The organism is Streptomyces sp. NPDC057438, from assembly GCF_042802995.1.
Lineage (GTDB): Bacteria > Actinomycetota > Actinomycetes > Streptomycetales > Streptomycetaceae > Streptomyces.
On the sequence record NZ_JBHVDD010000113.1, the window covers coordinates 1 to 25,684 of the forward strand.

The window sequence follows — 25,684 nt, forward strand, 5'->3', positions numbered from 1 at the left end:
CACCCGGCGGGCCCGGCCCCGTCGTACCGACCGACTGTGCCGGTCAGTGGTGGGGTGAGCGCATCACCTGCTGGATCCGGCCCGAGCGGGTGGCCGGCTGTGGCCGACGGCCGAGGGCCCGTGCTCCGGCCATGGCATCCGGCATACGGGGGCGGCCGAGGGGTGAGCGGGTGAGGTACGGGAAACCGGCCGTTCACCACACCAGGACCTTCGGGGAAACAAGCGATTTCTAGCGTGTCCGCTCATGGATTCCCTGCTGTATACGCCGTCGGATGCGGTCTCGGATCCACATCCGGGCTGCCTCCCGGGTCTGCCCCCGGGCACCGGCCCGAATGGGGCTGCGGGCACCGCCCCCGACAGAAGTCCCGGCTCCGCACCGGATCCGGACGCGTCCCCCGCGCTCTCGCTGCGCGAGACCGTCTACGCGCAGCTGCGGACAGCTGTACTCGACGGCGACTTCGGCCCGCGTGAGCGACTGGCCGAGATACGGCTCGCGGCCCGCTTCGGAGTGTCACGGACCCCGGTGCGGGAGGCACTGGCACGGCTGCTGGCCGACGGGCTGATCGAGCGTGGCGACGGCGGCTTCTTCGTCGTGATCCCCAACCTCGTCCAGCTCCGGGACCTCTACGAACTCCGGGTCACCCTGGAGCTGCGCGGGATCGCCCGCGCGATCGAGGACTCCTCCGTCCGGCACGATCCCGTGCTCATCGGCGCCGAGTTGGAGCGCTGGTACACCATGCGTCAGCGGCCGCCGACGCCGGACCCGCGCTTCGTCGTCCAGGACGAACGCTTCCACGCCGAACTCTCCCGAGCCTCCGGCAATCCGGCGCTCACCGACGCCCTGGTGGCCGTCTGCGAGCGCATCCGGCGGGTCCGGATGTACGACTTCCTCACCCGCGACCGGGTGGAGACGACCATCACCGAGCACATCGAGATCATGGAGCTCGTCCGCGACGGCCGGCTCGACGACGGCTATCGGGCGCTGCACGCCCACGTCGGCGACTCCATGGCCGTGGTGCTCGAACGAGCCCAGCGCGCCATGACCCAGAGGGCGCTGCACGCCGACCGCCTCTGAATCCCGGGCATCGCACCCGGGTTCCCCGCTCCCCATCCGGTCCCTCCGCTTCCCGTCCGACGAAGCCACCGCCGATGGGACTGCTTACCGCTCCCCTCCCCCCCCACCCCTGAAGGGCCGCCCATGAGCGCCACAGCCTCACGCCCGACCGCTGCCACCCCACCCCCCTCCGAGAACTCCGAGACCTCCAAGACCGCAGAGAAGAGCCAGGCGACCAAGGAGACCCTGGAGGACTACACCCTCCGTTTCGCGCCCCGCAGTTACCGGCGCTGGACCCCGACGGTCGTGGCGACGACAGCCCTCGGCGGCATCGCCTACATGGCCGACTTCTCCATCGGCGCAGGCATCGGCCTGGCCCACGGCACCGGCAACGCGCTCCTCGCCATCGCGGTGGCGGCCGTCGTCATCTTCGTCACCGGCTTCCCGCTCGCCTACTACGGCGCCCGCTACAACATCGACCTGGATCTGATCACCCGAGGCTCCGGCTTCGGCTACTACGGCTCGGTCATCACCAGCGTCATCTTCGCCAGCTTCACCTTCATCTTCTTCGCTCGTGAAGGCTCGATCATGGCGCAGGGCCTCAAGCTGGGCCTGGGCCTGCCACTGTGGCTCGGGTACCTGGTCTCCACCCTCATGGTCATCCCCCTGGTCATCTACGGCATGAAGGCCCTCAGCAAGCTCCAGGTGTGGACCACCCCGATCTGGCTGATCCTGATGGTCGCCCCGCTGGTCCACCTGGTCGCCACCGACCCCGGCACCGTCGACCGCTTCCTCTCCTACGCCGGCACCGACGGCGAAGGCGGCGTCAACACCGCCTCCGTTCTGCTGGGCGCGGGCGTCTGCCTCTCCCTCATCGCCCAGATCGGCGAGCAGATCGACTACCTGCGCTTCATGCCGCCCAAGACCGAGGCGAACAAGCACAGTTGGTGGACCGCTGTGATCATGGCCGGTCCCGGCTGGGTCGTCCTCGGCGCCTTGAAGCAGGCCATCGGTGTCTTCCTCGCCGTGTACATCCTGGCCGAGGTGGGACCGGAGGCGGCGCCCGAGCCGATCCAGCAGTTCCGCAGCGCGTTCGACACGATGATGCCGTCGTGGCTGGTCCTGCCGCTCGCCGTGGCCTTGGTCGTCATCAGCCAGATCAAGATCAACGTGACGAACGCGTACTCCGGCTCTCTCGCGTGGACCAACTCCTTCACCCGCGTCACCAAGCGCTACCCCGGCCGCATGGTCTTCGTCCTGGTCAACCTCGGCTTCGCGCTGGCCCTGATGGAAGCGGACATGTTCAGCTTCCTCAACAGCATCCTCGGCTTCTACTCCAACTGCGCCATCGCCTGGGTCGTCACCGTCGCCACCGACATCGGCGTCAACAAGTACCTGCTGAAGCTCTCCCCGCTCCAGCCCGAGTTCCGCCGCGGCATGCTCTACGCCGTCAACCCGGTCGGTGTCGTGGCCTTCCTCGCCGCCTCAGGCCTGTCCATCGCCATGTACTTCCACGGCCTGGGCGACACCCTCCAGCCCTACTCCCCCGTCGCCGCCGCGGTCATCGCCTTCGTCCTCACCCCCTTGATGGCCGTCGCCACCAAGGGCAAGTACTACCTGCGCCGCACCGACGACGGTATCGACGAACCGCTGCTCGACGCGGAGGGCAACCCCAGCGCCACGACGTACGGCTGCCACGTCTGCCACGAGCCCTACGAGCGCCCCGACCTGGCCGCCTGCGCCACCCACGACGCGATGGTCTGCTCACTCTGCCTGAGCACGGACAAGGTCGGCGACCACGTGCTGCCCGCACAGCCGGCGACGGTCTGAACCCGAGGCACGGACGGCGGACGGCGGACGGCGGACGGCGGACGCCGGACCGAACCGACCAACCTGAACGGTCGGTTCGGTCCGGTACCCCCGCTGCGCCATCGGGGCCTGGCACGGTGGCCGTGTGGACGAGGGCGGGCACGGCGCGCCTACTGGGGCTGGGGCCAGGCGGGGGACTGCCGAAGTGCAGCCTGCCAGCCCTCGTCGATGACCTTTGTCCTGAGAGCTTCGAATCTCCTGCCGGAACGTCGCACCACCTGCTCCCGCGGTGCCCTGGCAGTAAATCCCGGCGCAGCGCAGCCTTATGGCGTACGCTGGGCACACATCGACGCGCGGTGGAGCAGCTCGGTAGCTCGCTGGGCTCATAACCCAGAGGTCGCTGGTTCAAATCCGGCCCGCGCTACGAAATCCGGCCCCTCAACACCATGTTGGGGGGCCGGAGTTGTGTCAGGAACCGGATAGTCCGGCGTATGCGAACCGGATCTGACGACGAGCCTGCGAGAGCGTGTCCCCGCGCTGCCCCTCAGCGTCGGTGTGTCCGTCAGAGCGGCCCGCGGTCCCGCCGGTTCGACCCCGTCGCGCATCGACGGTGACTGTCCCACACAGCGGCAATGCGGGGCCTCGAAGCCGCAGAGGGGGCGACCGGCCGGGCTGCTGTCCACTTTGAGATCTACGAGGAGATCGACTCCGCGTTGCCACGTGCCCGCAACCGGCGCGTGCAATAGCGCTGTTCGCGCCATCGCGCGGTACAGGATCAGGCACGATGATGCGATGAATGGTGACATCTGGGGCAGCCGACCGGGCCCGGAGGAAAGTCCAAAGCAGCAGCGACTGCGGCGGCCGCTGACGCGGGCGCGCATGCGGCTGCCGGTGTTCGCTGCGGTTGCGGGCTCGCGGAGCTGCCGTTGGGCGCGCTCGACACCTCGTCCGCCCGCTGGCCGTCGGTCGTCTCGCAGGCACACCACTCTGTCGATCCGTCACCCCCTGTCGGCCTGGTCCAGGCCGCTCCTCAGTGCAAGGAAGTACGCGTGAGCGCAATCGGCTCCGGCGGAAGAGTCCAACCGGCCCGTCCCGGCGATCCCTCCCGCATAGGTCCGTACCGCATCGTCGGCCGACTGGGCGCGGGCGGCATGGGGACCGTCCATGCCGGCGTCGCGTCCGACGGCACGCGCGTGGCGGTCAAGGTGATCCATCCCCAGCAGGCGCAGGAGCCGGAGTTCAGGGCCCGTTTCGCACGTGAGGTGGCTCTGTCGTCCCGTGTCACCGGCCCGTATCTGATTCCCTTGCTCGCGGCGGACACCGATGCGGCGACCCCGTGGCTGGCCACCGCCTACGTCCCGGGCCCGACCCTGGACCAGCACGTGCACGAGCGGGGGCAGCTCTCCGACGGGAGCTTGTACGCTTTCGCCGCGGCCACCGCGCAGGCCCTGGCCGCCATCCACGCCGTCGGCGTGGTGCACCGCGATGTGAAGCCGCAGAACGTCATTCTCACGCCCGTCGGCCCCCGCGTTCTGGACTTCGGTATCGCGCACGCCTCCGACGGCACCAGTGTCACCCGTACCGGAGTCATGACCGGGACACCGGGCTGGATCAGCCCCGAACAGTACCGGCAGGGCACCGCCGGCCCGGCGGGCGACATCTTCGCGTGGGGCGCGCTCGTGGCCTACGCGGCGACCGGAAGGCTGCCCTTCGGCGCCGGCGCGCCCGACGTGGTCGCGTTCCGCGTCATGTCGGGGGAACCGGACCTGGACGGCGTCGCCACGTCCTTGCGCCCGATCCTGGAGACGGCGCTGTCGAAGGAACCGGCGGACCGTCCGGCGGCCACCGAAGTGGCCCGGCTGTGCGGGGCGTTGCTGGCCTCCCAGGCAACTCAGGTCGTGGGCATCGACGCGCTGCCGACCCAGGCCGGGGACGTGGTCGCCCAGCTGTGGGACGTGCCGGCCGGGGAGGACCCGGTTTGGCAGGTGCCGCCGGGCCGGTCGGCGAGGCGGCGGGTGGGTGCCGTGGTCGTCGCGGCGGCGGTGATCGGCGCTCTCGCCGGCGGAGTGACGGCCCTGATGCGCGACACCGCCGAGGACGGGAATCGCGTGTCATCGGCTTCACCCTCCGCGTCCGCCGGGTCCGGGCCGCAGTCCGTGAAGACCGGTGAGGCGGGAACCGCGGCGGAGCGGGGCAAGGTGGTGAGCGACGGCGCGGCGAGCGCGGTGAGCTGGGCCGAGGCCCGTACGGCTCAGGGTCAGGACGAACACGACGTGGCACGGTCCGTACTGCACGACCAAGGTGTTCTGTCCGGGGAGATGAGCGACGTCCAACTCGTGCCGGGAAGCGTGACGTTCCATGAGGCACGCCGGGAGGTCTATTTCTCGTACAGCCTGGACAGCGACGCGCACGGAACGCTGATCGCCGAGACGGAGATCGCCAGAGCGATGTGTCTCTCGTTGCGCGATGTGGTTCTCGACGTCCACCCGGATCTGCCGTATCGCACCTACGTCACGGTGCGGGAGGAGGCGGGACGCGACCCGCAGGTGACGTGGCAGGAGGACTTCGTCGCCGACGAGCGGTGTCGGTCGGCCGCCGAGGACGGCACAGCCCAGAGCGACGGCACCGAGTCGGACACCGAGCCGAAATGGGAGCCGGACGCGGACGGCCTCGGGCAGGCGATGGTCCCGAGTACCGACGGCGACGAGATCCGGGTCGCGGACCGCGCCGCCAAGAAGGTCATCGCGCGGAGCAACGAGATGCGGCCGACGCTCGGCACCGGCCAGGTCCTCGGCCATGATGAGATCAAGGTGGGCTTCGACCCTGCGCACTCGGCCATGTACGTGTGGTCGGACTACCTGATGTGGAACCAGGAGCAGGTCGAGACCTGGGCCGATATGGCCGCGGGTGAGGCGTGCCGCGCCCTGGTGAAGCAGCGGCAGAGTGCGGGCACCGGCTGGCCGTACACGCGCTACGCCGTGGCGGAGATCGGCGGGTCGGGCTATCTCATGATCCGTTGGGGCACGGCCACCACGCTCGCCGACTGTCCCACCTGATCGGGAAAGGGGCAGGGACCGAGGTTGACCCTCGACATGGTCGAGGCACCAGAGTCCCGGGTGTGGAGAGCGAGATGCGCAGCATTGGAGAAATGTCCCGGGACAGCGGGCTCGGGGTGAGTGCCCTGAGGTTCTACGACCGTGCCGGAGTGCTGGTACCCGCCTGGGTGGACCCGGTGAGCGGGTACCGCTGGTACGAGCCTGAGCAGCTCGTGGAGGCCCGGCTGCTGGCCCGGTTGCGTCGGGCGGGCATGCCGCTGGCCGACATCCGGCTCGTCCTGGCGGCCTGGGGCGGCGCGGACACGGAACTGGTGCGCGGTCTTCTTGAGGCGCACCTTCGCCGGCTCGAGCTGGGGCTGTCCGATGCCCGCAGTGAGTTCTCCACCCTCCGAGCCCAACTCGACCGCAGGGAGACAACCCCCATGACCTCGCTTCACACCGCCACCGCCCGGTTCTCCGTACCCGCCCCGGAGGTGGCCGCCGCGTTGGACGCGGTCCGTTTCGCCGCCGGTACCGACGCGGAGCTGCCGATGCTCGGCGGGATCCTGTTCGACTTCGAAGGAGCGCTGCTCCGCCTCGTGGCCACCGATCGCTACCGTATGGCGGTCGCACAGGCACGTACGACCGGGCACGCCGGGCCCCGGACGCAGGTGGTGGTGCCCCTTCCGCTCGCCGACGCGATGCGTGCCCTGCTGACCGGCGAGGGGCCCGCCCAGCTCATCGTGGACGGTGACCGGGTGACGCTCGAGACCGCGGACCGGCAGGTGGCAGGGCAGAGCCTCGGGGCCGAGTTCCCCGACTACCGTCGCCTCGTCCGCCTCCCGGCCGGTCGCCGGGCCCGCGTCGGGACGGCGGCCTTCCGCCAGGCATTGCAGACCGGCCCGGTCCGCGAGGGCGAGAGGCGTGAGCGGGACGGCGAGCCGTACGACCTGAGTGTGCTCCGGGTGGCGGAGAACGGGACCGTGATCGTCTGCGCCGACGATGACGACGACCAGGACAACGTGGCCGTCAATCGCACGTACCTGCTGGACGCGCTCACCGCCGGTGCCCGCGACGAGCTGGTCCTGGAGCTGGGCGTGCCCACGGCGCCGCTCGCGATCCGCAGGCCCGACGACGAGCACGCCTTCTCGCTTCTGATGCCGGTTCGCCTGGAGGACTAGGGCCCTTCTGACGGATCTCCGCGACGTCGCGACAGGTCCCTCTCCAGCGGGCAACCGCTCTCGGGCAGGCGCAGGTCACCGCTGTTGCGTCACCTGCCCGTCCGCGACTCGTGGGCGATGTACGCCCCACTCCGTTCGCGATGAGGAGGGCGTCCATCACGCAGCCCGCCTCCACTCCCCTTGCGGCCGACCGCCCCGCGAGGGGGGCGGGTGTGGGTGAACACAACGCACGCAAGTACCTCACATCGTTGCCGTTCCCGACTTGTCGGCCCATTGATCACTGCGGCACGGTAGGGGCCGACGAAGCAAGGACGGCGGTGGGGCCCGGGACGGCTCGGCCGGCGAACCGTGTGCACGGTTTCGGGGCATGCCCGGTCCGTATCGGTGTCATTCGCTGCCGAGTGTCTTCGTCGTCGACGTCGGTTCCTCGGCTACGAGTCGGGAGGAGCCGTGTGGCCACAAGCCTTCGTCCGCCGCGCTCTCCCCATCCGTGACACTTCCTGCCGAGGACGACCGATGGATTCCCGCGATCTCTTTTCCGATCAAGACCCTCCTGCGGCTGCCGCGCTCTATCTCAGTGCCCTCGACCACGAACAGCAGTACTCCGCCACCGAGTTGTGGCAGGCGGTCTTCCGCGCCCAGGCGGCCGCCGGCCGGCCGGCCGAACTCTCGCAGCTGTACCGGCAGTCCACGCTCCGTGCCGACGCCTCCGAGTACGTCGTCCGGGCCAGACGAAGAGACTGGGCCCTCGACATGGCCCGGCATCTGACCCTGGACGACGGCCTCCCCGCCGACGCCGAGCCTCCTGCGTTGCCGGCAGCCTGGGAAGAACCGGGCGCGGCCTCCCCCACGGCTCCCCGCATGCCTTCGCCGTCCTCGTCAGGTCACCCAGCCCCACAGTCGTACCCCGGTTCCCGGCAGACCACCGCGCTGCGTGAACTGCGTGCCGCCCGCCGTCGCCCGGCGCGGGTCGCCGCCGCGGTCGTCGTCGCCCAGATGTCAGGCGTCGTCCTGGCCAATGAGGCACCGGGTGTCATGGCGATCGACTGGGCCGGGCCCCTCAACATCGGGCTCACCCTGGTCCTGGCGCAAGTGGTGTTCACCGGCTGGGCGGTCCTGTGGTACGCACGGTATGCCGGAAGGCGTCTGGAGCCCCTCGTCAAGCGTCACCGCGCGTCCTTCCCGTATCTGGAGAGCCACCGGTGAACTCCGTCCTCGCGCTCTCCGACTCCGGCGGTGCCTTTCCGCTGCTCGCCGTCTTCGGCCTCTGTGTCGTCTGTACGCTGCTCCTCTCGATCGGGTCGATGCTCCCCGAGAAGGACGAGCTGAGCGGCTACTACCTCGGCCAGCGGCGGTTGCCGTCGGCCGTCAACGGGCTTGCCATCTTCGGCAGTTACATGTCCGCGGCGGGCATGCTGGGCAATCCCGGTCTGATCGCGCTCACCGGTTACGACGGGATCGCCTACGTACTGGCACCCATGGTCGCCTGGTCCGTCCTGGTGCTGCTGGTCGCCGAGCCGTACCACAGCACCGCACGCTTCACCATCGGCGACTCCCTCGCCCTACGCCTGCACGCCCGGCCGGCGCACCTGGCGGCCGGTGTCACGAGCGTGGTCGTCTGTCTGCTGTACCTGACCGCCCAGCTCGTCGGCGCCGGAGCACTCGCGGCCACAGTGCTCGGCATCGACGGGGACGGCGCCCAGCGGATCGTCGTGGCCGGCCTCGGTCTGCTGATGGTCCTCTACGTCGTGATCGGCGGCATGCGCGCCGCCACCCTGGTCCAGGGCATCAAGGCCGTAGTCCTGCTCGCCACCGGCCTGTTCGTCGTTCTGGCGGTCCTGTCGGAGTTCGGCTGGAGCCCGGCCCGTTTGCTGGACGCCGCCGTCCTTCGGAGCGGCTTCGGTGACGCCTTCCTGGAACCCGGCATCCGCTTCCACGACCGCACCAGCAAGATGGACTCGCTCAGCCTGCAACTGGCGTTCGTGCTGGGAGCGGCGGCCCTGCCGCACGTCCTGATGCGTATCGGGACGGTTTCCAGCGGACGCAGAGCCCGCAGGTCGGCCGGGTGGGCAGCCTGCCTGGTCATCGTCTTCACCCTGTTCGAGGTCGTGACGGGCCTGGGCTCCGCGGCGCTGATCGGCTCGCAGAGCATCGCGGATGACGCCGCCTCCGGCAATACCGCCGTGCTCCTGCTGGCCGAGCGCCTGGGCGGGCCGCTCCTGCTCACCGTGGTCGCCTGCGTCGCGTTCGTCACGATCGTGGCCGTCGTCGCCGCGCTCACCCTCACCGCGGCGGCGGCCCTGGCCCACGACGTCTACGGGGCGACGATCATGCGGGGCAGAGCGTCCGAGAAGAGCGAACTCACCGTGGCGCGGTGGGGCGTCGGGCTGATCGGCGTGGCGGCGATCGCGTTGTCGATGCTCGCCCAGCATCTCAACATCGCCTTCCTGGTCAGCCTCGCCTTCGCCATCGCGGCATCCGCGATCCTGCCGGCACTGCTCTGCAACCTGTGGTGGAAGGGTTTCACGACGCAGGGAGCGGTCTGGAGCATGTACGGCGGCCTGCTCGTCGCCATGGCGCTGACGGCGCTGTCCCCGGCGGTCTCGGGCAATGCGACCGCTCTGCTGCCCGATGCCGACTTCGCGGTGTTCCCGCTGCGAAACCCCGGTCTCCTCTCCATTCCCGCGGGTTTCCTGCTCGCCTGGGCCGGCTCGGTGCTCGACCGCCGACGCCGAGGAGGGGCAGCGGACTACGCGGAGATGGAGATCCGTGTGCTCACCGGAACAGGCACCGGCCGCCGGGGCGGCTGAGCCCCGCCGTCAGACCCGGTCGACCGGCCCGCAGCCTCGCGCCGTCTGGTCGTCCGGGCCCGGGCGGAGGGGTATGGGCATTGAAGGTGCGGCCGGCGACGGTGCACCCGCCGAGCAGCGGCCTGGCCCCGGCCAGCTGCAACGCGCCCGTCTATGCTGTCGGTTCGGTTCGGGGGCTGTGGGGTCTCGGGGCTGGTGGGGTTTCGGGGCTGGTGGGGTTTCGGGGCTGGTGGGTTTCGGGGCTCGGGGGGCAGCATGACGGAGGGCTATGACGCCGTCGATGAGGTGACGGCGCCAGCGCGCCTGGGAGTGGTCGCCGATCTGGCGCCGGTGCCCGACGGCGAGCGCCCGGCGTGGCCGGTGCTGGGGGAAGACGGCACGATCAGCCGTTGGGACGCGGCAACGGGTGAGCACGAGGCCGTCACGACCACGACCGTTTCGGCTGAGCCCGACCACGAACCATGGAACGACCGCCGGCTGCGCAGACGTCTGCACGCCTCACACGACGCCAGGTTCGCCGCAGTGGTGAACGACTACGGGCGGTTCGGAGAGGTGATCGACCTGTGGACCGGCAAGGTCACGCCGGCCCTGGAGAACGACGGTTGCCACGAGGAGACAGTGCCGTTCTCGCTGGCGTTCGGACAGAGCCGCGGGCGCTGCGTCGTGATCCACCGCACGGAATGGAACCGACTTGATGTGTCGGACGCGCACACGGAGTTGCTGCTGACCGATCGGTCCCACCCTGAGCCCGCAGAGCGCGGTGCTACGCCGGAGCATCACCTCGACTACTTCCACGGCGCCCTATATGTGAGCCCCGACGGTGCGCGGATCCTGGACGACGGCTGGACATGGCATCCGATCGGCTTCCCCTCGGTGTGAAATCTCGAGCATGCTGATCGCCGGGCACGAGCGCGAGCTGATCACCTATCAAGTTCGAGCGCAGCCAGCCCGACACCGCCACCCCCGACGCGATCGACGAACCCGTGCGCTGCTACTCCATGCCGGGCGGCATCCGCGCAATGCTCTCGATATACCGGGCGATGCTCGTCGACGCCGAACAGAACCGGCAGGCCGCGCGGGAGAAGCTGGAGATCCCGGCACTGGCGCTCGGCGGTTCGGCCTTCCTGGGCGACCGCAACGAGTCCCAGATGCGGCTCATGGCCCATGACGTCATCGGGCACGTCTTCGACGCCGGACATGACCTCGCCGAGGAAGTACCCGACGAGATGGCCGACATGGTCCTGCCGTTTCTGGTCGAGCACGTGCAACACAGCAAACTGCCGACGCCGTGACGCAGGGCGACCAGATCGGCCCCAGGGCCCACGGCCGGTCATGGCCCGCGGCTCCATCCGCCCGGGAGGAGGCGTTCCGCGGTCCCTGCCGCTGGACGCTCGCAGATCATCGGCAGGAATCCGCCGAACGGAGCCGTGTCCGATGCCGGCCGCGAGCCGTGCACCAAGGGCTGCCCGCCAAGGGCCGTCGCTCGCGGAGGTCTCCCTGAACAGCCGCGCGGTGGCCCGCCCGGCCTTCAGCTCGCAGGGCGACGGTGAGCTGTTGCGCCTCGCCGCCGGTGCGGTGTACCCGGCGGCCGCGGAGTCCTGCCCGGCCAGATGGATGTCGTACGGCCGTTGACGCCCCCGGCGTACCAGGTGCGGCCGCTGCGACAGGCCGCCATCACATGGCTGCCGGGGGCGTCGGATCGGTCAGGACAGGATCTCGACGTACCCGTCGGTCGCGTGCACACGGATCCGCTGCCCGTCCCGGATCAGCCGAGTGGCCTGTTCCACGCCCACGACGGCCGGCAGTCCGTACTCCCGGGCGATCACCGCTCCATGGGTCATCAGCCCACCCACCTCTGTCACGAGGCCCGTGATGCCGACGAAGAGCGGCGACCAGCTGGGATCGGTGTAGGTGGTGACCAGGATGTCGCCCGTCTCGAGATCGGCCTGCGCCATGTCGAGGACGACGCGGGCCCTTCCCTCCACGACACCGGCCGAGACCGGAAGGCCGGCCAGGGCGCCGGCCGGCACGTCGTCGCGCCGGTACGCCCCGGAGAGAGCCTCGCCGTCCGAGGTGAGGACCCGGGGCGGCGTCAGCGCCTGGTACGACCGGAACGCGTCCCTGCGCTGCTGGATCAGCCGGTCGTCCACCCGGTTCGAGCGCGAGACCTGGTGGAACTCCTGGAAGGTGAGATAGAAGACGTCCTCCTCCGCGGCGAGCACACCGGCCCGGACGAGGCGTCCAGCCTCGCGCAGCAGGGCCTGCTTGTAGAGGAAGTAACGGCAGATGATGCCGTACTTGGGGTACTCCCGGTACCCGATGAAGGAACGGACCTGATCGATCATCCGCCGCGTCTCGTCGGCCCTGCGGTCACCGTCCGGCAGGGCGCGCAGACGTGACAGCACCTCGACCGCCTTCTGCTCCGCCTTCCGCCGGCCCTCCTCGAAGCGCCGCGCGGCGGCGCCGGGCTCGATGTTCCTGACGTTGTCGAGGATCACGGGCACGAGCGTGGTGGGGCTCTCGCGCCAACGCGGTCGCGTGATGTCGATCTCGCCGACGCAGCGCATGCCGTACCGGTCGAGGTACGTCTCGATGGCGTCACGCGCCTCGGCCCCGCCCGTGAGCCGAGGCAGCTCGTCGAGGAATTCCTCGTCCCGGACACCGTCCAGGAACGCCACCACCTCCGGATGCGGGCGGATCACGTCCGCGACGTCGAGCAGCGCCAGTCCCATCTCCGACGTGATGTTGTCGGGGGCGGACAGCGTGAGCGTGTCGGCCGCGTTCTTCTCCCCCAGCCACTCCTGCAACCTGTCGTTGAGCCACCAGGTGCCCTCCATCGCCACCATGATGGCCCGGGTGCTCAACGGATCGCTGAGGACGCGCTTGTGCTCCTCGAAGGCCTCCGACAGGAACTCGAACAGCGCCGGCCCGTTCTTCGTGCGGAGGTCGCGCTCCAGGGCGGCGACGGACGCCTGGCTGCGGCCGATCAGTTCGGCGACGACGGACGCATCGGTCTCGGTCGGGTCGAACGCACCGCCGACCGGCGGTCCGCCGGGAGCCGCGTCCGGGAGCGATGTCACGAAGTCGTCGCGTTCGAGGACGGTCTCCAGGGCGTCCCTGGTCAGCGGATCGCCCCTCCCGATCACGTCCAGGAGACCGGCGCGGCTCGCGGGCGAGGCCAGACGCGGGGTGACGTCGACGAACAGCCGCCCTCCTGCCTCGTGCATCGGGACCATGGCCGTCAGCCGCCACATCGACAGCCCCAGGGGCTTCATGGCGTCGGTCATCATCTGCCCGTGGCCGACGGAGACGTAGACGCGGTTCTCCCGGTCGCCGGTCTCCCGGACGGGGACCGGGAACAGCGTCGTGATCGGTCGGCTCTGGACGATCCGGAAGTCGCCGTCGACCAGGCACCATTCGATGTCCTGCGGGCGGCCGAAGTGCGCCTCGATCCGCCGCCCGATCGTGACGAGCCGGACCGCCTGTGCGTCGGTCAGCGCCGGCTGCTCCTGCCGCTCCGGGTCGACGGCAACCTCTTGCGTGCCGCCGGCCGGCAGGGCGTGCAGGGCCCGGGGCTTGACGGCGATCGTCCTCGTGACGACTTCGCCGTCACGGACCCTGAAGACGTCCGGGGTCACCAGGCCGGAGATCAGGGTCTCGCCGAGGCCGTAGCCGGCGTCCACGGTGGCGACCTTGCGGTTGCCGGTGACGGGGTCGGCCGTGAACAGGATGCCGGAGGCCTCGGGGACGACCATGTGCTGCACGACCACGGCCATGTGAACCGTTCGGTGGTCGATGCCGTTGCGTCGGCGGTACACCACGGCGCGCTCGGTGAACAGCGAGGCCCAGCACCGGCTGACGTGGCGGAGAACCGCCACCGGTCCCACGACGTTCAGATACGTGTCCTGTTGGCCGGCGAAGGACGCCGTCGGAAGGTCCTCCGCCGTCGCGCTGGAGCGAACGGCGCAGGCGGTCCCCTCGCCCAGCTCGGCGAGCGCGGCGGCGATCGCGTGCGCCAACTCGTCCGGAACGGCGATCCCTTCGATGGTCCGGCGGATCTCCGCACTCAGCGTGCGGATCGCCTCCCCGTCCTCCGGGCCCAGACGGGACAGCCGATCGAGCCGTTCGTCCATCGACGGCGCCTGCGCCATGATGTGCCGGAAGGCCTCGGTCGTCACGCAGAATCCGGCCGGCACACGGACACCCTCGATCCGCGACAGTACGCCGAGGTTCGCGCCCTTGCCGCCGACGGCCGCGACCTGCTTCTCGTCGACGTCGTGAAGACTCCACACGTACGGCCCGTTCATCGCCGTTCCTCCGCAGCTGTCGTGTCCCATCACACTGCACCGTCCGATCGCTTCGTCGGCGCGGCCCCTCTCGACAGCCGCACCGTGCCCACCCCTGATCCGACGTCGTCGCGTCCCCGGTACGTCGACAGCACACGCACGTGAAGGCCCTCATTTCCGCAGGTTGTGGCTTCGGCCGATGATTTTGCGGCATCACCCGGGCCTTGCGGCAAGCCCCCCGGTGCGCTATACGTTGAGAAGGGCGAGGAGAGAATTCCTTGCCCTCTTCCATGTCCGGTGGTGATTCGGGGCGAGGGGCCGCTCGACGCCGCCCGGAGCAACGGGACCCGGCAGCGCGGGCCCGGCCCGGCGCGGTCACCCAGGGCAGGGCGCGCGGCAGATCAGGATCGCGGTCGCCCTAGCGCCGGTCAGGTGTGCTTCGACAGGGTTGGCGGTGCTGAGGTCGGTGCCGCGCAGGTCGGCCAGGCGGAGGTCGGCGCGGTGGAAGACCACGTCGTGGGCGACGGCCTTGCGCAGATTCGCCTTACGCAGGTCGGTCTCGGTGAGATCGGCGTCACGCCTGGGCGCCGGACAGAAGACGATCAAGAGTGCTGGGTGCCTCTGACCCGTGACACGAGAACAGGCGTACAGGTTGGCCGAGTTGTGCGGCCTGGCCGGGGTCCGTACGACCTGTTGTCGACGTGCCCTCTCCGATACCTCGCGCGGTACGCGCTCGTGGAACCCTGGCTGTCCGGGAGCGGACTGCTCGGGTTCACCTGGTATCCGGCCCGGTCACTGCCCGCGTTGAGCCTGTGCGCGGCGGTGGTCGTGGGGACCGCCCTGTTGTCGGCGCTGGTCGGCGCGGCAGGGGTGTGGCGGCCCCGGGGGACGGCGCACCGACCGGTCGCCGGAATGCTCGGTTCCTTCCGTTGGTGGATGCAGGTCCCGCTGCTGACCGGTCTGGGACTGATGCTCCCGCCGCTGACGCGGTCCGCGCGGATCCCCTCGGGGGAGCGTGCCGACGCACCCGACCTGCTCATTGTCCTCGTACTGACGGGCACATTCAGCTATGTGAGATCTTTCGTCCGTGCGACGGTCCCTCACAAGGTGGTGGTAGGGGTTGTGGACTGTGCGGCAACCGACTGTGAACGCTGTGGCAACAGCATGAAAGAGAAGAGATCGACGAGCAGGGAGGTGCCCTGTGCGGTAAGGCGGGGTCAGCCGGACAGCCGCGAGTTCGTGCGCTTGAGAGGGTGCGAACGGTACGCAGAAGCTCCACACCCGGGGCAGGGTGTGGAGCCCTGCTCAGTCAGCGAAAGGGGCCATCGGCCACGAAGGCGTGGGCTGCGAATCGCTTGCCCATGCGACGGTAGGCGGCGGCGGTGGGGTGAAGGCCGTCGCCCAGGTCGTCAACCTCGTCCGGGCCGAGCAGCTCGCGTCCATCGAGATGGTGGAGGTGGGGATCGGACGCCTGTCGTACCGCAACGATCCGGGCAAGCTCGGTACGGACCACCGCCAGCGACAATGCCCCGCCGGCCACGTCGGCCGGGTCGCCCAGGGCAGCGAGCCTGCCGTTCGGGCCGGTCGTGGTCGGGCCGGGGCACTCCTCCAGAACAGGACAGCTCACCGGAGAGATCAGCAGCAGTGGGGTGTCCGGGTGTCCGTCCCGGATCGTGTCCAGGAACCCGTGGACCGCCGGGCCGAACGTCCGCAGCCGGAAGGCGGACAGGCTCACGATGTTGATGCCCACCTTGAGGCTGATCAGGTCGGCGGGTGTATCGCGGATCGTACGGGCGACATAGGGGTCCAGCAGCGCGTTGCCCGCCTGACTGAGGTTGATCACCTCCACCCCGCCGTGTGCGGCTGCCACCACCGGCCAGGTTCCGGTCGGGCCGTCAGCCTCGATGCAGTGGCTGAGGGAACTGCCGTGGTGCACCCAGCGGCGTCGGCCGTCCGGCAGCGGTGCCAGCACGTCGCCGTCGGCGCGCAGTGCCACCAGTTCCGTCGGGGTCTGCTGGGGCAGCCACAACTCGACGTTCTTCATGTCGGCCGACAGCCCGTCGAACCGTACGGTCCCCGGTTCGCCCTGGATGAGTCGCTGTACGGCCCCGGGGCCCGTCATCCGCAGCACGTTGCCCACCGGCGACTGCTGACGCCCCGCCAACACGCCGTCCACCAGCAACTCCAGCATCCCGGTCGGGCGAGGGTGGGTGTCGGAGTCGAGCTGGCCGGTGGTGGTCAGGACATCGAACTCCAGTGCGCGCGCATCGGTGCGGAACACCAGCCGCACTCCTGAAGGCATCACGGTCACCCCGTAGACCGACGGGTCCTGGTACTGGTCCTTGGTCCAGGCGGGCAACCGGCGCGGCATCACCCCTGCCGGCGTGGTCACCAGGTCCAGCGCCCCCCGGAACTCCACCGGCCCGCCCACCAGTGATACCGCCCGCATCGTCATCGTCACCGCTCCTGTGCCAGGTCGATGCGGACCGGAGAGGACATCAACCCTGCGCCTCCGTGGCTCATCGACGCCCGCCGAACTCCCAGTCGTGGACCTCGATGTCCGCATACCGGCCCACGGTCAGGACGGCTCGCGCCGTGTCCGGGTCCGGGGCCCTGAGCAGCACCGCCGTCCCCAGCCAGGTGTTGCCGTCATCGGACAGCAACGGCCCGTACGCAACCAGCTCGTCCCGGTCGGCCGGCAGGGCAAGGTCGGCGGCCGGGCCCTCGCCGAGGCCGAGCACCAGGTAGCGGTTGCCTTCGGTCCGGCCGCCGGGGAAGTCCCACATGGTGCGCCCCAGCACGTTGCGCCACCGGCGCAGCAGCACGTCCCGGTACGCGCCGGCCTGGTAGTTGGGCTCGTCGAAGGCGAACGTGCGGGCGGCGGCGGGATCAGGCAGGTTCACGATGTGCACGCTGCCGGTGGGTGTTTCGCCGTCATCGGCGAAAGTCGGACCACGAGCGATCAGCTCCTTGGCGTACCGGTCCATGTAGGACCAGTGCTCCTCCAGCAACTCCTCGCGTAAGGCGAGGGAGCCGGGCCGGTCACGGTGGTAGCAGAAGAACTCCATGACCACAGACTCTTCCGCACTATGAGCACCGTCTCAACTGGCTTTCGGCAGCGGTGACTCCTGGCTCCGAACGAGGCGGCGCGCAGTCGAACGGCGTAGCCATCATCGGCCGCGGGCTCAGGACCAAGGCGTAGCCATCATCGGCCGCGGGATCAGGATCAAGTGGCATGCCGACACGGCCGCTCTGCAGCCGAGCGACAGAAGCGGCGTCCGACGTTGACGTCCCACAGCGGGACGAACATCCGCTCCTGTGCGGGAGGTGATCCACCGGTTCGATCAGATCGGCCTGGCCTGCCTGCCCCCCTCGACGGGTGGGAGGTCATCCCTGGCCGCTCAGCCCTGACGACGAGAGAAAGGCTCGCATCGGTGTGGCAGGAATCGGGTTGTGGCCCGCCCTGCTACGCAGCGCAGCCGAAAATCCCTTGCGGCGCGTCTGAGCACTCGATACCCAGCATCGAGACGACAGGAGCACAGGATGACGACGCGTATGGGTTCACTGAACGAGTTCTGCTGGATGGACCTCAAAACCCGCGACCCAGCCGGCACCGCCACGTTCTTCTCGAAGACACTGGGCTGGCGCTTCGCGGTGGACGAGAAGGACTGGCGAAAGGCCACCAGGATAACCGTCCAGGGGCACCTGATCGGCAGCGTGAGCGACCTGGCGAACCCGGTCTAGCACCGGGAGCACCCGCCCACATCGCCTACTACCTGGCAGTCGACAACGTCGATCACCGCGCCGAAGTGGCAACGGTGAACGGCGCTCGGCTTGTCGTACCTCCCTTCGACGCGGGCGATCAGGGGCGCATGGCGACATTGATTGATCCGGTAGGTGCCGCCTTCTCCCTGTGGCAGCCGCGCAACTTCGCTGGATGGCAGTTCCCGTCCCACTCGGCGGGTGCCCCGCACCGCATGGTCCTGACGTGCGACCGGCCCGAGGAAGCCCGGCACTTCTACGAGACGACGAAGGGGACCCCTCTGAACTGCGCCGATTTCGTCGCTCCGTGTGGACCTGATGCATCCGTTCCGCAGTGGGACCTTGCGGTCGACGTCGAGGATCTGGACAGCGTCGTCGTACGCGCACAGGAGCACGGCCAGGACTCGGCCACCTGGTCCGAGAAGACCGATCATCGCGTGGTGCGGTTGAGCAGCCCGGAGGGACTGACATTCCTGGTTCGCCGTCTTGAGCAGTGACTCGGCCGTCGATCAGTCGACGCCCGCCTCCCGGCCCGACGAGGCGTGGCTCTGCGGTCACAGCACGGGCGCCCCTGCCCGCGCGCGGACGATCGAAGACCGTGTCAGCTCTCCCGAAGACCGACCGCCAGCGTCAGTTCCAGGACCCGGTGCGGCGATGCGAGGTCCGGAAACAGCTCCCTCAGCTGCGACATCCGGTACCGGACGGTCTGGGGATGGACGAACAGCGCCGCCGCCACCTCGTCCCGCCTGCCCTGGTGCAGCAGCCATGCCCGCAACGTCTCCTCCAGCCGACGCGCTGTCGCGACGGGCAAGGTCCGCAACGGTGCGAGGGCTCGGGCACGCAGATCCGTGAACGCGTCCATGTCGGCGCTCAGCACCAGCTCGGGCAGGTGGTCCTCGGTGTCGCGGATATCGGAGGAGAGGGAGCGCGCGCGTACGGCTCGTGCGTACGAAGCGGACGCCTGCGTCCAGGGCCGGGCCGGGCCGACCACGGCACTGCGGTCGGTCAGCTGTCTCAGGAGATGTGGTCGGTCGGCATCGGGGACGAACAGCACGCCCGAGGCGTCCGGCAGATCGTCCAGGACCAGGGTGCTCGGGTCGAGCACGCGCCAGACGGGCCGGGCCTGGGCGGCCGGCAGCAGGACCGCGGTCAGCGAAGCCGGAGGCTGCCACCCGGCCCGTTGCGCAGAGGCCGCCAGCACGTCCGGGCTCGCCCCGGTGAGGAGGTCGCGGGCCAGGTGTTCCAGGTGGCGCTCCTGAGCCCGGCCCCGGGCGGCCAGTTCGTCGGCGTGGCCCGCCGCGCTCGCGGCGGAGAGTTCGTCGATGTAGGCGAAGGTCAGCTCGGCGAACTTGGCGACCTCCGCGGCGGGCAGACCTGCGGGTACGGCACCCGCCGCCAGGCATCGCCAGGCCACCCGGGCGCCGACGCGGTAGGCGCCGAGCAGGGCGTCCATCGAGCGGCCGTCGCGTACCTCGCCGCGGCCCAGCTCGTATGCGGCGTCACCGGCGTCGCCGCCCGTGGCCTTCCCGCTCGCGAGGTCCAGGTAGTGCCCGAGCGCGGTGCGGACGGCTCGGCGGATGGTGCCGCCCATGCGGCCCGACAGGGCGTTGGCGTAGGGAGGGACCTCGTCGATGATCGCCTGGACGACCTCGTCGGCGGTGGATCTCAGCGCGGCCCGAAGTGCGGTGACCGTCGTCTCATCCAGGGCCAGTTCGCTGGCCCTCCGGATTGCATGGCTCACGTTTTTGTTCCCTGCGAACAATTCAGTCGACCAGATTCACGTCCTACGGTCAGGACTTTACGCCCTGCGGCACAGCAAGCTGGAGTCATGACGAGTACAGCCCTCCGCAGCAGGGCGTGGAAACTGCTGGAGATGGTCACGACGCCGCTGCTGCCGTCGGACTACCTCGACCTGGTCAGTCCGCTGCGTGCGGGCGCCGACCTGCGGGGGCGCATCGAGGCCGTGCACCCCGAGACGGAGGACGCGGCGACCATCGTGATCAGGCCGGGACGGGGCTGGCGCGGCCACACGGCCGGTCAGTACGTGCGGATCGGGGTCGATGTCGACGGGGTGCGCCTGTGGCGCGCCTACTCGCTCACCTCGCCGACGAACCGCCGGGACGGCCGCGTCACGATCACCGTGAAGGCGATCCCGGACGGCAAGGTCAGCAACCACCTGGTCCGCAGGGCGACACCGGGCACGCTGATCCAGCTCGACCAGGCCACCGGTGACTTCGTGCTACCGCGGGCCAAGCCCGCCAAGGTGCTCTACCTGACGGCCGGCAGCGGCATCACGCCGGTGATGGGCATGCTGCGCGACACCGGGTTCGACGACGTCGTCATGGTCCACTCCGCACCACAGCCGCAGGACGTGATCTTCCGCAAGGAGCTGCACGACCTGGTCGCGGGGAAGAAGCTGCGCCTCACCGAGCTGCACACCGACACGGACGGCATGCTCGACATCGCCCGTCTCGACGAACTCGTGCCCGACTGGGCCGAGCGCGAGACCTGGGCCTGCGGGCCGGCGGGCCTGCTCGACGCCGCCGAGCAGCACTGGACCGAGCACGGCGTCCGAGAGCGCCTGCACACCGAACGCTTCCGCCCCGGCGTCGTCGTCGCCACGGACGGAGGCGGCGGCGAGGTCACGTTCAGCACCACGGGCAAGACCGTCGACGCGGACGGCGCCACGCCGTTGCTGGACGTCGGCGAGGAGGCGGGCGTGCTCATGCCGTCCGGGTGCCGCATGGGCATCTGCTTCGGCTGCGTCACACCGCTCAAGGCGGGCGCCGTCCGCGACCTGCGCACCGGCGAGATCACCGAGGCCGAGCCGGGCGTCCTCATCCAGACCTGCGTGTCCGCCGCGGCGGGCCCCTGCGACATCGAACGGTAGGAGCACCTTGACCGCCATCGACCCCACCGCCCACCTGACCGCGGAGCAGATCGAGGAGCTCGGCCGCGAGCTGGACGCGATCCGCGACGAGGTGATCGCCGACCGCGGAGAGAAGGACGCCGCCTACATCCGCAAGGTCATCTCGGCGCAGCGCAAGCTCGAGCTGGTCAGCCGGGGCGTGCTGCTGTTCTCGATCTTCCCGCCCGCGTGGATCATCGGCACCGCCGGTCTGTCCGTGGCGAAGATCATGGACAACATGGAGATCGGCCACAACATCCTGCACGGCCAGTGGGACTGGATGCGGGACCCGAAGATCCACTCCACCACCTGGGAATGGGACCACGTCTCTCCGGCCGAGCAGTGGAAGCACTCGCACAACGAACTGCACCACACGTACACCAACGTGATCGGCAAGGACAACGACCTCGGCTACGGCATCATGCGCGTCGACGAGGACCAGAGGTGGCACCCCTTCCACCTCGGCCAGCCGCTGTGGAACTTCATCAACGCCTGCTTCTTCGAGTACGGCATCGCGGCGTACGACCTGGAGCTCGGCAAGAACCTGCACAAGCGCCGCCGTAAGAACCCCGAGTTCCGTGCGCGGGCCAAGGCCGTGGGTCGCAAGATCCGCAAGCAGGTGCTCAAGGACTACGTGATCCACCCGCTGCTGTCGGGCCCGTCGTTCCTCCCCACGCTCGCCGCCACGTTCACCGCCAACCTGGTCCGCAACCTCTGGTCCCACTCGGTGATCATGTGCGGGCACTTCCCCGAGGGCGTGCAGGTCTTCGAGCGCCGGTCGATCAAGGGCGAGACGCGCGGTCAGTGGTACCTGCGCCAGATGATGGGCTCGGCCAACATCAGCGGCAGCAAGGCCATGCACTTCATGACGGGCAACCTCTCGCACCAGATCGAGCACCACCTGTTCCCGGACCTGCCGAGCAACCGGTACGCCGAGGTCGCCGTGAAGGTGCGCGCGCTGTTCGAGAAGTACGAGCTGGAGTACGTCTCCGGGCCGCTGCCCAAGCAGGTGTTCTCCGCGTGGCACAAGGTCTTCCGGCTCTCGCTGCCGAACAAGAAGTTCAAGGTCACGACGCCGGACCGCGAGCAGGAGCTCATCGCGGCCTGATCCCGGTATCGGTTCAGGCCGTCGGGCCGTACCGGCGGAGGCGTCGCAGGTGTCGGAGATCCGTTGCGGACGGTGGGCGACCGCGATGGCAGACGGTACGAGACGGGGTCAGGGGCAGCACGGTGGCCGGCTGTGCTGTTGTCCGGACGGGCGAGCGGCCGGAGGCGCATTCCGCCGAAGTCCGATCCCGTCGCAGTCCGATTCCATCGAGGTCCGATTCCGTCGATCGCCCGCCTCGGTCACGGCCGGGTAGACGGGGCCCTATGCCCCTTCGGACAGGCGGTCGAGTCGATCGCGGTACAGCGGGGGAATGTCGAGACGCTCCGCCCTGAGGTTCTCCTCCAGATGAGCGATCCGAGCGGTGCCGGGGATCGGGAGGATGACGGGTGAGTGGCCGAGGAGCCAGGCCAGCGCGACCTGTGTGGGGGTGGCGTCGAGTGCGGTGGCTACGGAGGCGACCTCGGCCCTCGCGCCTGAATCGCCCCAGGCGACGGGGCGCCACGGCAGGAACGCGATCCCTGCCGCTTCGCAGGCCGTGAGTACGGGCTCGTGCTCACGGTCCAGCAGGTTGTACCGGTTCTGCACGCTCGCGATGTCGACGATCTCCCGTGCCTGGTTCAGTTCGTCGACGGTGACCTCGGACAGTCCGATCCGGCCGATCTTGCCCTCGGCCCGCAGGTCCCGCAGGGTGCCGACCTGATCGGCGAGCGGCGTCTCGGGGTCGATGCGGTGCAGTTGCAGCAGCTCGATCCGCTCGACCCGCAGCCGGAGGAGCGCCTGCTCGACCTGCTCCCGCAGCATCACCGGCCGCCCGTCGAGCTTCCACTCGCCCGAGGAGCCCGACCGGGCGACGCCGACCTTGGTGGTGATCTGCAGGTCATCGGGGTAGGGGTGCAGGGCCTCAGCCAGGAGTTCCTCGTTGGCTCCCCCGCCGTAGAGATACGCGGTGTCGATCAGCGTGACTCCCAGCTCGACGGCTCGCCGCGCGACCGCCAGAGATGCCTCGCGGACGGGGCCCGGTCCGGTCGGCAGGTGCATGGCCCCGAACCCCAGCCGCCGCACTTCGAGATCCCCGCCGATACGAAACGCCGTCGATGCCACGTGCCGCTCTCCCCCTCGCTCGAGCAGCAACGTAACAGCGCAGTTGGCCACAACGAGCGGCTGCCGTCAGGAACTGGCCACCGATCGGGCCTCTCTAGGCCCCGCCTGGCGCGGCTGTCCTGGCGGCCTGTTCGATCTTCGCGCAGTAGGCCGCACGGGCTTCCTCGTCGATCTGCTCCTCGTGTTCGGCACGCAACCCGGTCCGGCCGTCGAGGCCCTCGCGCAGAATGTCGGCGTGCCCGGCATGCCGGATGGTCTCGCCGAGGACATGGACCATGACAGCGAACAGGTTCGTGTCGGCATGAGGCGACGGCCACCACGGCACGTGGCCGGGGGCGTCGAGGGGAAGGTCGTTGATCGTCGCGTCCGAGTGTTCCCATGTGCGCCGGTAGAACCCGGTGATCTGATCGCGGGTCTCGTCCTCGGCCGCCCACAGATCGCTGCCGTCGGAGTCCTGCCAGCGGAGCAACGGTTCCGGGGAAGGACGGTCGAAGACCTCGCCGAAGTACCTGGCCTCGACGGTGGCCACGTGTTTGACCAGGCCGAGGAGACTGGTTCCGGTCGCTGTCAGAGGTCGGCGGGCGTCGTACTCGGACAGGCCGTCGAGTTTCCAGAGCAGCGCCTTGCGGTCCCGCCGCAGTCTCCCGTGCAGATTGTCCTTCGCGAAGTCATCGATCATGCGGCATGAGCCTGCCATGGGCTGCTCATGGCCTCAAGATCCCGCACGTGGTCCGCAACGACTGCACTCACTCAAGGAGCTGACGGGTCGTCGGCCCCCTTGTCGCCAGGCCCCGAGTGTTCCTCCACCAACTGCTCGATCTCCTGGGGCACCTCGTGCAGCGCCTGCAGGACCAGACCCCACGCCCGGTCCCGCAGTTCCTCCGGTACCTCGTCCTCGATCCTCTGCGCCAGTCTGTCGATCTCGTCCCGGGCGTCATCCTCCGTGCCCGTCGTCGGCGCGGTCACCACCGCCCACAGGAGCCGGCCCACGCCGACCGCCACCCGGCCCGCGTGGCCGAGCACCGAGCCCACGTCCATCTGCGCTTCCTCTCCTGGTGGTTGAGGTCCTGCTTCAGCGGGACCTGCCCCAGTGTGCGGCACGGCCTGTACCTACGGCGGGCAGTCGGGTCCAGGAACAGGTCCTTGCGGGCGACGGCGTCCTCGCGGGCGGACCTGGCCGCCCCCCGCTCCAGCGGGTGTGACCGGTACGGGCCGTCCTTCCGACCCCCGTGGCGGGAGGACGGCCCGTACCTCTGTGGTGGCCGGCTGGTCAGTACAGCTTGTTGACGGCCGTGGTCGTGGTCTTCTTGAAGGCGGTCACGGGCGCGTTCACGAAGTCGCCCATCTGTCCCCACTGGACGACGGTGACGGTCCTGCCGTCCCGTCCGACCGACAGCAGGGCGACGTCGTTGGCACCCGAGGACGTCTCGGTGTTCAGGCCGCGGACGTGGGCGCCCTCCTCGACCGGCAGCGTGCCGTAGTCCCGGCCCTCGGCGTCGATGTCGGGCGAGGACTCCTCGAGGCGGTCGGCGCAGGTGCGGATCAGGTCGTCGTAGTGCTTCGCCAGCGCCTTGGCCTGGGCTGCTGTGCCTGTCACGACGGTCAGTTGCACGGCACTGGTGTCGAGGTCGGTCCGGAACTCCCGGTGCCGGTAGTCGTAGTCGAGCACGCCCTCCGTGCTCACGCAGACGCCGAGTGCCTCCGGGAACCCCTCGGTGACCGGCCCCGCGGTCCAGGACGACGTCGGGTGCGGCGGCAGCTGGGACGCCGACAGGAACGTGGGCACGGGTGCCTTGGGCGCGGCGCCCGCGGCCGGAGCCGTCGAGAGGGTGCCCGCCGCGAGGGCGGCGGCGGTGAGAGCGGTGAGAGCGCTCGTTCGGATGCGCATGGACATGGGTGTTCCCCCTGAATGGTGTGCGCTGAACGTGGATGCCGCAGTGGGGCGCCGGCTGGTCGGTCCGGGCCTGGTCGGTGCGGCACCAAGAGCATCGGCTGTCACGGTCACCGGGCGCAACAGCCGACGGCCGATCGAGCACGGTGGAACCATCCCACCCTGTCTGACCTGCGGATACATGGGTGCCTGGGATGCCGTCCAGGGCCGGGCGAGGTCTGACGAGGACGAGCCCTGAACGCTGAACGCTGACAGCGCCGGTCGGCAGGCGTGACGACGTCCGATGACCGGCCGTGGTCCTGGCCTGTTCTCCACCAGTTGTCACGTGTTCGCTCGGCAACGAGAGCGAACAGGACGCGACTGAGCCCGCCGGCCCAGAGGTCGTTCGACCATCCGCGTCCCATCAGGGAGGACGGACGCATCACCACTGGTACGCACGGGTCCGGCAGACATCACAGTCGGAAAGGGTTCTCGGCCGATGGCGACGAAAAGTACCTTGTGCAGTCGATCTACTGTGCCGCTTGTACGTGAAAGAGGATTCGCCGATGGGGCGTCCCGAACTACCGGTCGACCCGGCGGCCGGTCCCGTGCAGCGACTCGCCCATGATCTTCGGGAGCTGCGCCGCTCGGCGGGTGGCGTGTCGTACCGGACCATGGCGAAGAAGGCCGGCTTCTCGGTGACGACCCTGGCGAAGGCCGCGAGCGGCGAGCGACTGCCGTCGTTGCCGGTACTGCGGGC

Annotated in this window: 22 protein-coding genes, 1 tRNA gene and 2 pseudogenes; 16 read left to right on the forward strand and 9 right to left on the reverse strand. The window is 69.7% G+C overall.

What is annotated here, in order from left to right; genetic code table 11:
- The first annotated feature begins 244 nt into the window (after positions 1 to 244).
- The 10 genes and pseudogenes from ACFU5F_RS37870 to ACFU5F_RS37915 all read left to right on the forward strand — a co-directional run bounded on the left by ACFU5F_RS37870 (position 245) and on the right by ACFU5F_RS37915 (position 11,521).
- The gene (locus ACFU5F_RS37870; RefSeq protein ID WP_383897629.1) at positions 245 to 1,075 is read left to right on the forward strand and encodes an FCD domain-containing protein; all 831 of its coding nucleotides are present in this window, start codon (positions 245 to 247) and stop codon (positions 1,073 to 1,075) included.
- 123 nt (positions 1,076 to 1,198) lie between these two features.
- Complete coding sequence (locus ACFU5F_RS37875) at positions 1,199 to 2,884, forward strand: purine-cytosine permease family protein (protein ID WP_383897631.1); 1,686 nt, start codon at positions 1,199 to 1,201, stop codon at positions 2,882 to 2,884.
- A gap of 329 nt (positions 2,885 to 3,213) precedes the next feature.
- Positions 3,214 to 3,287: transfer RNA gene (locus ACFU5F_RS37880), tRNA-Met, on the forward strand.
- Positions 3,288 to 3,912: 625 nt separating this feature from the next.
- Positions 3,913 to 5,919: a serine/threonine-protein kinase gene (locus ACFU5F_RS37885; RefSeq protein WP_383897632.1), complete on the forward strand. Its 2,007-nt coding sequence runs from the start codon at positions 3,913 to 3,915 to the stop codon at positions 5,917 to 5,919.
- 74 nt (positions 5,920 to 5,993) lie between these two features.
- A complete protein-coding gene (locus ACFU5F_RS37890) occupies positions 5,994 to 7,079 on the forward strand; it encodes a MerR family transcriptional regulator (protein WP_383897634.1) in 1,086 nt (361 codons plus the stop codon).
- A 516-nt stretch (positions 7,080 to 7,595) separates the two neighbouring features.
- The gene (locus ACFU5F_RS37895; RefSeq protein WP_383897635.1) at positions 7,596 to 8,285 is read left to right on the forward strand and encodes a DUF485 domain-containing protein; all 690 of its coding nucleotides are present in this window, start codon (positions 7,596 to 7,598) and stop codon (positions 8,283 to 8,285) included.
- On the forward strand, positions 8,282 to 9,889 hold the full coding sequence (locus ACFU5F_RS37900) for a cation acetate symporter (RefSeq protein WP_383897637.1): 1,608 nt from the start codon (positions 8,282 to 8,284) through the stop codon (positions 9,887 to 9,889). The genes ACFU5F_RS37895 and ACFU5F_RS37900 overlap by 4 nt, the downstream gene beginning before the upstream one ends.
- Positions 9,890 to 10,144: 255 nt before the next feature.
- Complete coding sequence (locus ACFU5F_RS37905) at positions 10,145 to 10,768, forward strand: hypothetical protein (RefSeq protein WP_383897639.1); 624 nt, start codon at positions 10,145 to 10,147, stop codon at positions 10,766 to 10,768.
- A pseudogene (locus ACFU5F_RS37910) lies at positions 10,767 to 11,181 on the forward strand (alpha/beta hydrolase); the annotation flags it as partial. The gene ACFU5F_RS37905 and the pseudogene ACFU5F_RS37910, both read left to right, overlap by 2 nt.
- Before the next feature lie 142 nt (positions 11,182 to 11,323).
- Complete coding sequence (locus tag ACFU5F_RS37915) at positions 11,324 to 11,521, forward strand: hypothetical protein (RefSeq protein WP_383897640.1); 198 nt, start codon at positions 11,324 to 11,326, stop codon at positions 11,519 to 11,521.
- A 71-nt stretch (positions 11,522 to 11,592) separates the two neighbouring features.
- Here the strand turns inward: ACFU5F_RS37915 and rph are convergent, their stop codons facing one another.
- The 4 genes from rph to ACFU5F_RS37935 form a co-directional block, all read right to left on the reverse strand.
- Complete coding sequence (rph, locus tag ACFU5F_RS37920; protein WP_383897641.1) at positions 11,593 to 14,196, reverse strand: rifamycin-inactivating phosphotransferase; 2,604 nt, start codon at positions 14,194 to 14,196, stop codon at positions 11,593 to 11,595.
- A gap of 354 nt (positions 14,197 to 14,550) precedes the next feature.
- Positions 14,551 to 14,781, reverse strand: coding sequence for a pentapeptide repeat-containing protein (locus tag ACFU5F_RS37925; protein ID WP_383897643.1), 231 nt, complete (start codon positions 14,779 to 14,781; stop codon positions 14,551 to 14,553).
- A 703-nt stretch (positions 14,782 to 15,484) separates the two neighbouring features.
- The gene (locus ACFU5F_RS37930) at positions 15,485 to 16,624 is read right to left on the reverse strand and encodes a lipase (protein WP_383897664.1); all 1,140 of its coding nucleotides are present in this window, start codon (positions 16,622 to 16,624) and stop codon (positions 15,485 to 15,487) included.
- 70 nt (positions 16,625 to 16,694) lie between these two features.
- Positions 16,695 to 17,243, reverse strand: a complete 549-nt coding sequence (locus ACFU5F_RS37935; RefSeq protein WP_383897645.1) for a YciI family protein — start codon at positions 17,241 to 17,243, stop codon at positions 16,695 to 16,697.
- Between the two features lie 250 nt (positions 17,244 to 17,493).
- On the opposite strand from ACFU5F_RS37935, the pseudogene ACFU5F_RS37940 reads away from it, so the two are divergent.
- From ACFU5F_RS37940 to ACFU5F_RS37950, 3 genes and pseudogenes are all read left to right on the forward strand, one after another.
- Positions 17,494 to 17,593, forward strand: a pseudogene (locus ACFU5F_RS37940) (IS630 family transposase); the annotation flags it as partial.
- 125 nt (positions 17,594 to 17,718) lie between these two features.
- On the forward strand, positions 17,719 to 17,919 hold the full coding sequence (locus ACFU5F_RS37945) for a hypothetical protein (RefSeq protein WP_383897646.1): 201 nt from the start codon (positions 17,719 to 17,721) through the stop codon (positions 17,917 to 17,919).
- A gap of 65 nt (positions 17,920 to 17,984) precedes the next feature.
- Positions 17,985 to 18,434 (forward strand): hypothetical protein, encoded by a 450-nt coding sequence (locus ACFU5F_RS37950; protein ID WP_383897647.1) that lies wholly within the window; start codon positions 17,985 to 17,987, stop codon positions 18,432 to 18,434.
- Positions 18,435 to 18,538: 104 nt separating this feature from the next.
- Here ACFU5F_RS37950 and ACFU5F_RS37955 read toward each other — a convergent pair whose 3' ends face one another.
- Complete coding sequence (locus ACFU5F_RS37955; protein WP_383897649.1) at positions 18,539 to 19,678, reverse strand: PucR family transcriptional regulator; 1,140 nt, start codon at positions 19,676 to 19,678, stop codon at positions 18,539 to 18,541.
- An 87-nt stretch (positions 19,679 to 19,765) separates the two neighbouring features.
- Between ACFU5F_RS37955 and ACFU5F_RS37960 the strand changes: the two genes are divergently transcribed.
- Both ACFU5F_RS37960 and ACFU5F_RS37965 read left to right on the forward strand, forming a co-directional pair.
- Positions 19,766 to 20,827 carry a ferredoxin reductase gene (locus ACFU5F_RS37960; protein ID WP_383897651.1) on the forward strand — a complete coding sequence of 354 codons (1,062 nt, stop codon included), beginning with the start codon at positions 19,766 to 19,768 and terminating at the stop codon, positions 20,825 to 20,827.
- Between the two features lie 7 nt (positions 20,828 to 20,834).
- Positions 20,835 to 21,953, forward strand: a complete 1,119-nt coding sequence (locus ACFU5F_RS37965) for a fatty acid desaturase family protein (protein ID WP_383897653.1) — start codon at positions 20,835 to 20,837, stop codon at positions 21,951 to 21,953.
- A 261-nt stretch (positions 21,954 to 22,214) separates the two neighbouring features.
- Here ACFU5F_RS37965 and ACFU5F_RS37970 read toward each other — a convergent pair whose 3' ends face one another.
- From ACFU5F_RS37970 to ACFU5F_RS37985, 4 genes are all read right to left on the reverse strand, one after another.
- Entirely contained in the window at positions 22,215 to 23,054 is an 840-nt protein-coding gene (locus tag ACFU5F_RS37970; protein ID WP_383897655.1) for an aldo/keto reductase, read from the reverse strand.
- Positions 23,055 to 23,148: 94 nt separating this feature from the next.
- Positions 23,149 to 23,733 carry a DinB family protein gene (locus tag ACFU5F_RS37975; protein WP_383897657.1) on the reverse strand — a complete coding sequence of 195 codons (585 nt, stop codon included), beginning with the start codon at positions 23,731 to 23,733 and terminating at the stop codon, positions 23,149 to 23,151.
- A 71-nt stretch (positions 23,734 to 23,804) separates the two neighbouring features.
- Positions 23,805 to 24,092: a hypothetical protein gene (locus ACFU5F_RS37980; protein ID WP_383897659.1), complete on the reverse strand. Its 288-nt coding sequence runs from the start codon at positions 24,090 to 24,092 to the stop codon at positions 23,805 to 23,807.
- A gap of 232 nt (positions 24,093 to 24,324) precedes the next feature.
- Positions 24,325 to 24,948, reverse strand: coding sequence for a hypothetical protein (locus ACFU5F_RS37985; protein ID WP_383897660.1), 624 nt, complete (start codon positions 24,946 to 24,948; stop codon positions 24,325 to 24,327).
- Between the two features lie 542 nt (positions 24,949 to 25,490).
- Between ACFU5F_RS37985 and ACFU5F_RS37990 the strand changes: the two genes are divergently transcribed.
- Positions 25,491 to 25,684: helix-turn-helix domain-containing protein (locus ACFU5F_RS37990; RefSeq protein ID WP_383897662.1), on the forward strand; the 194-nt coding region annotated here is incomplete at its 3' end.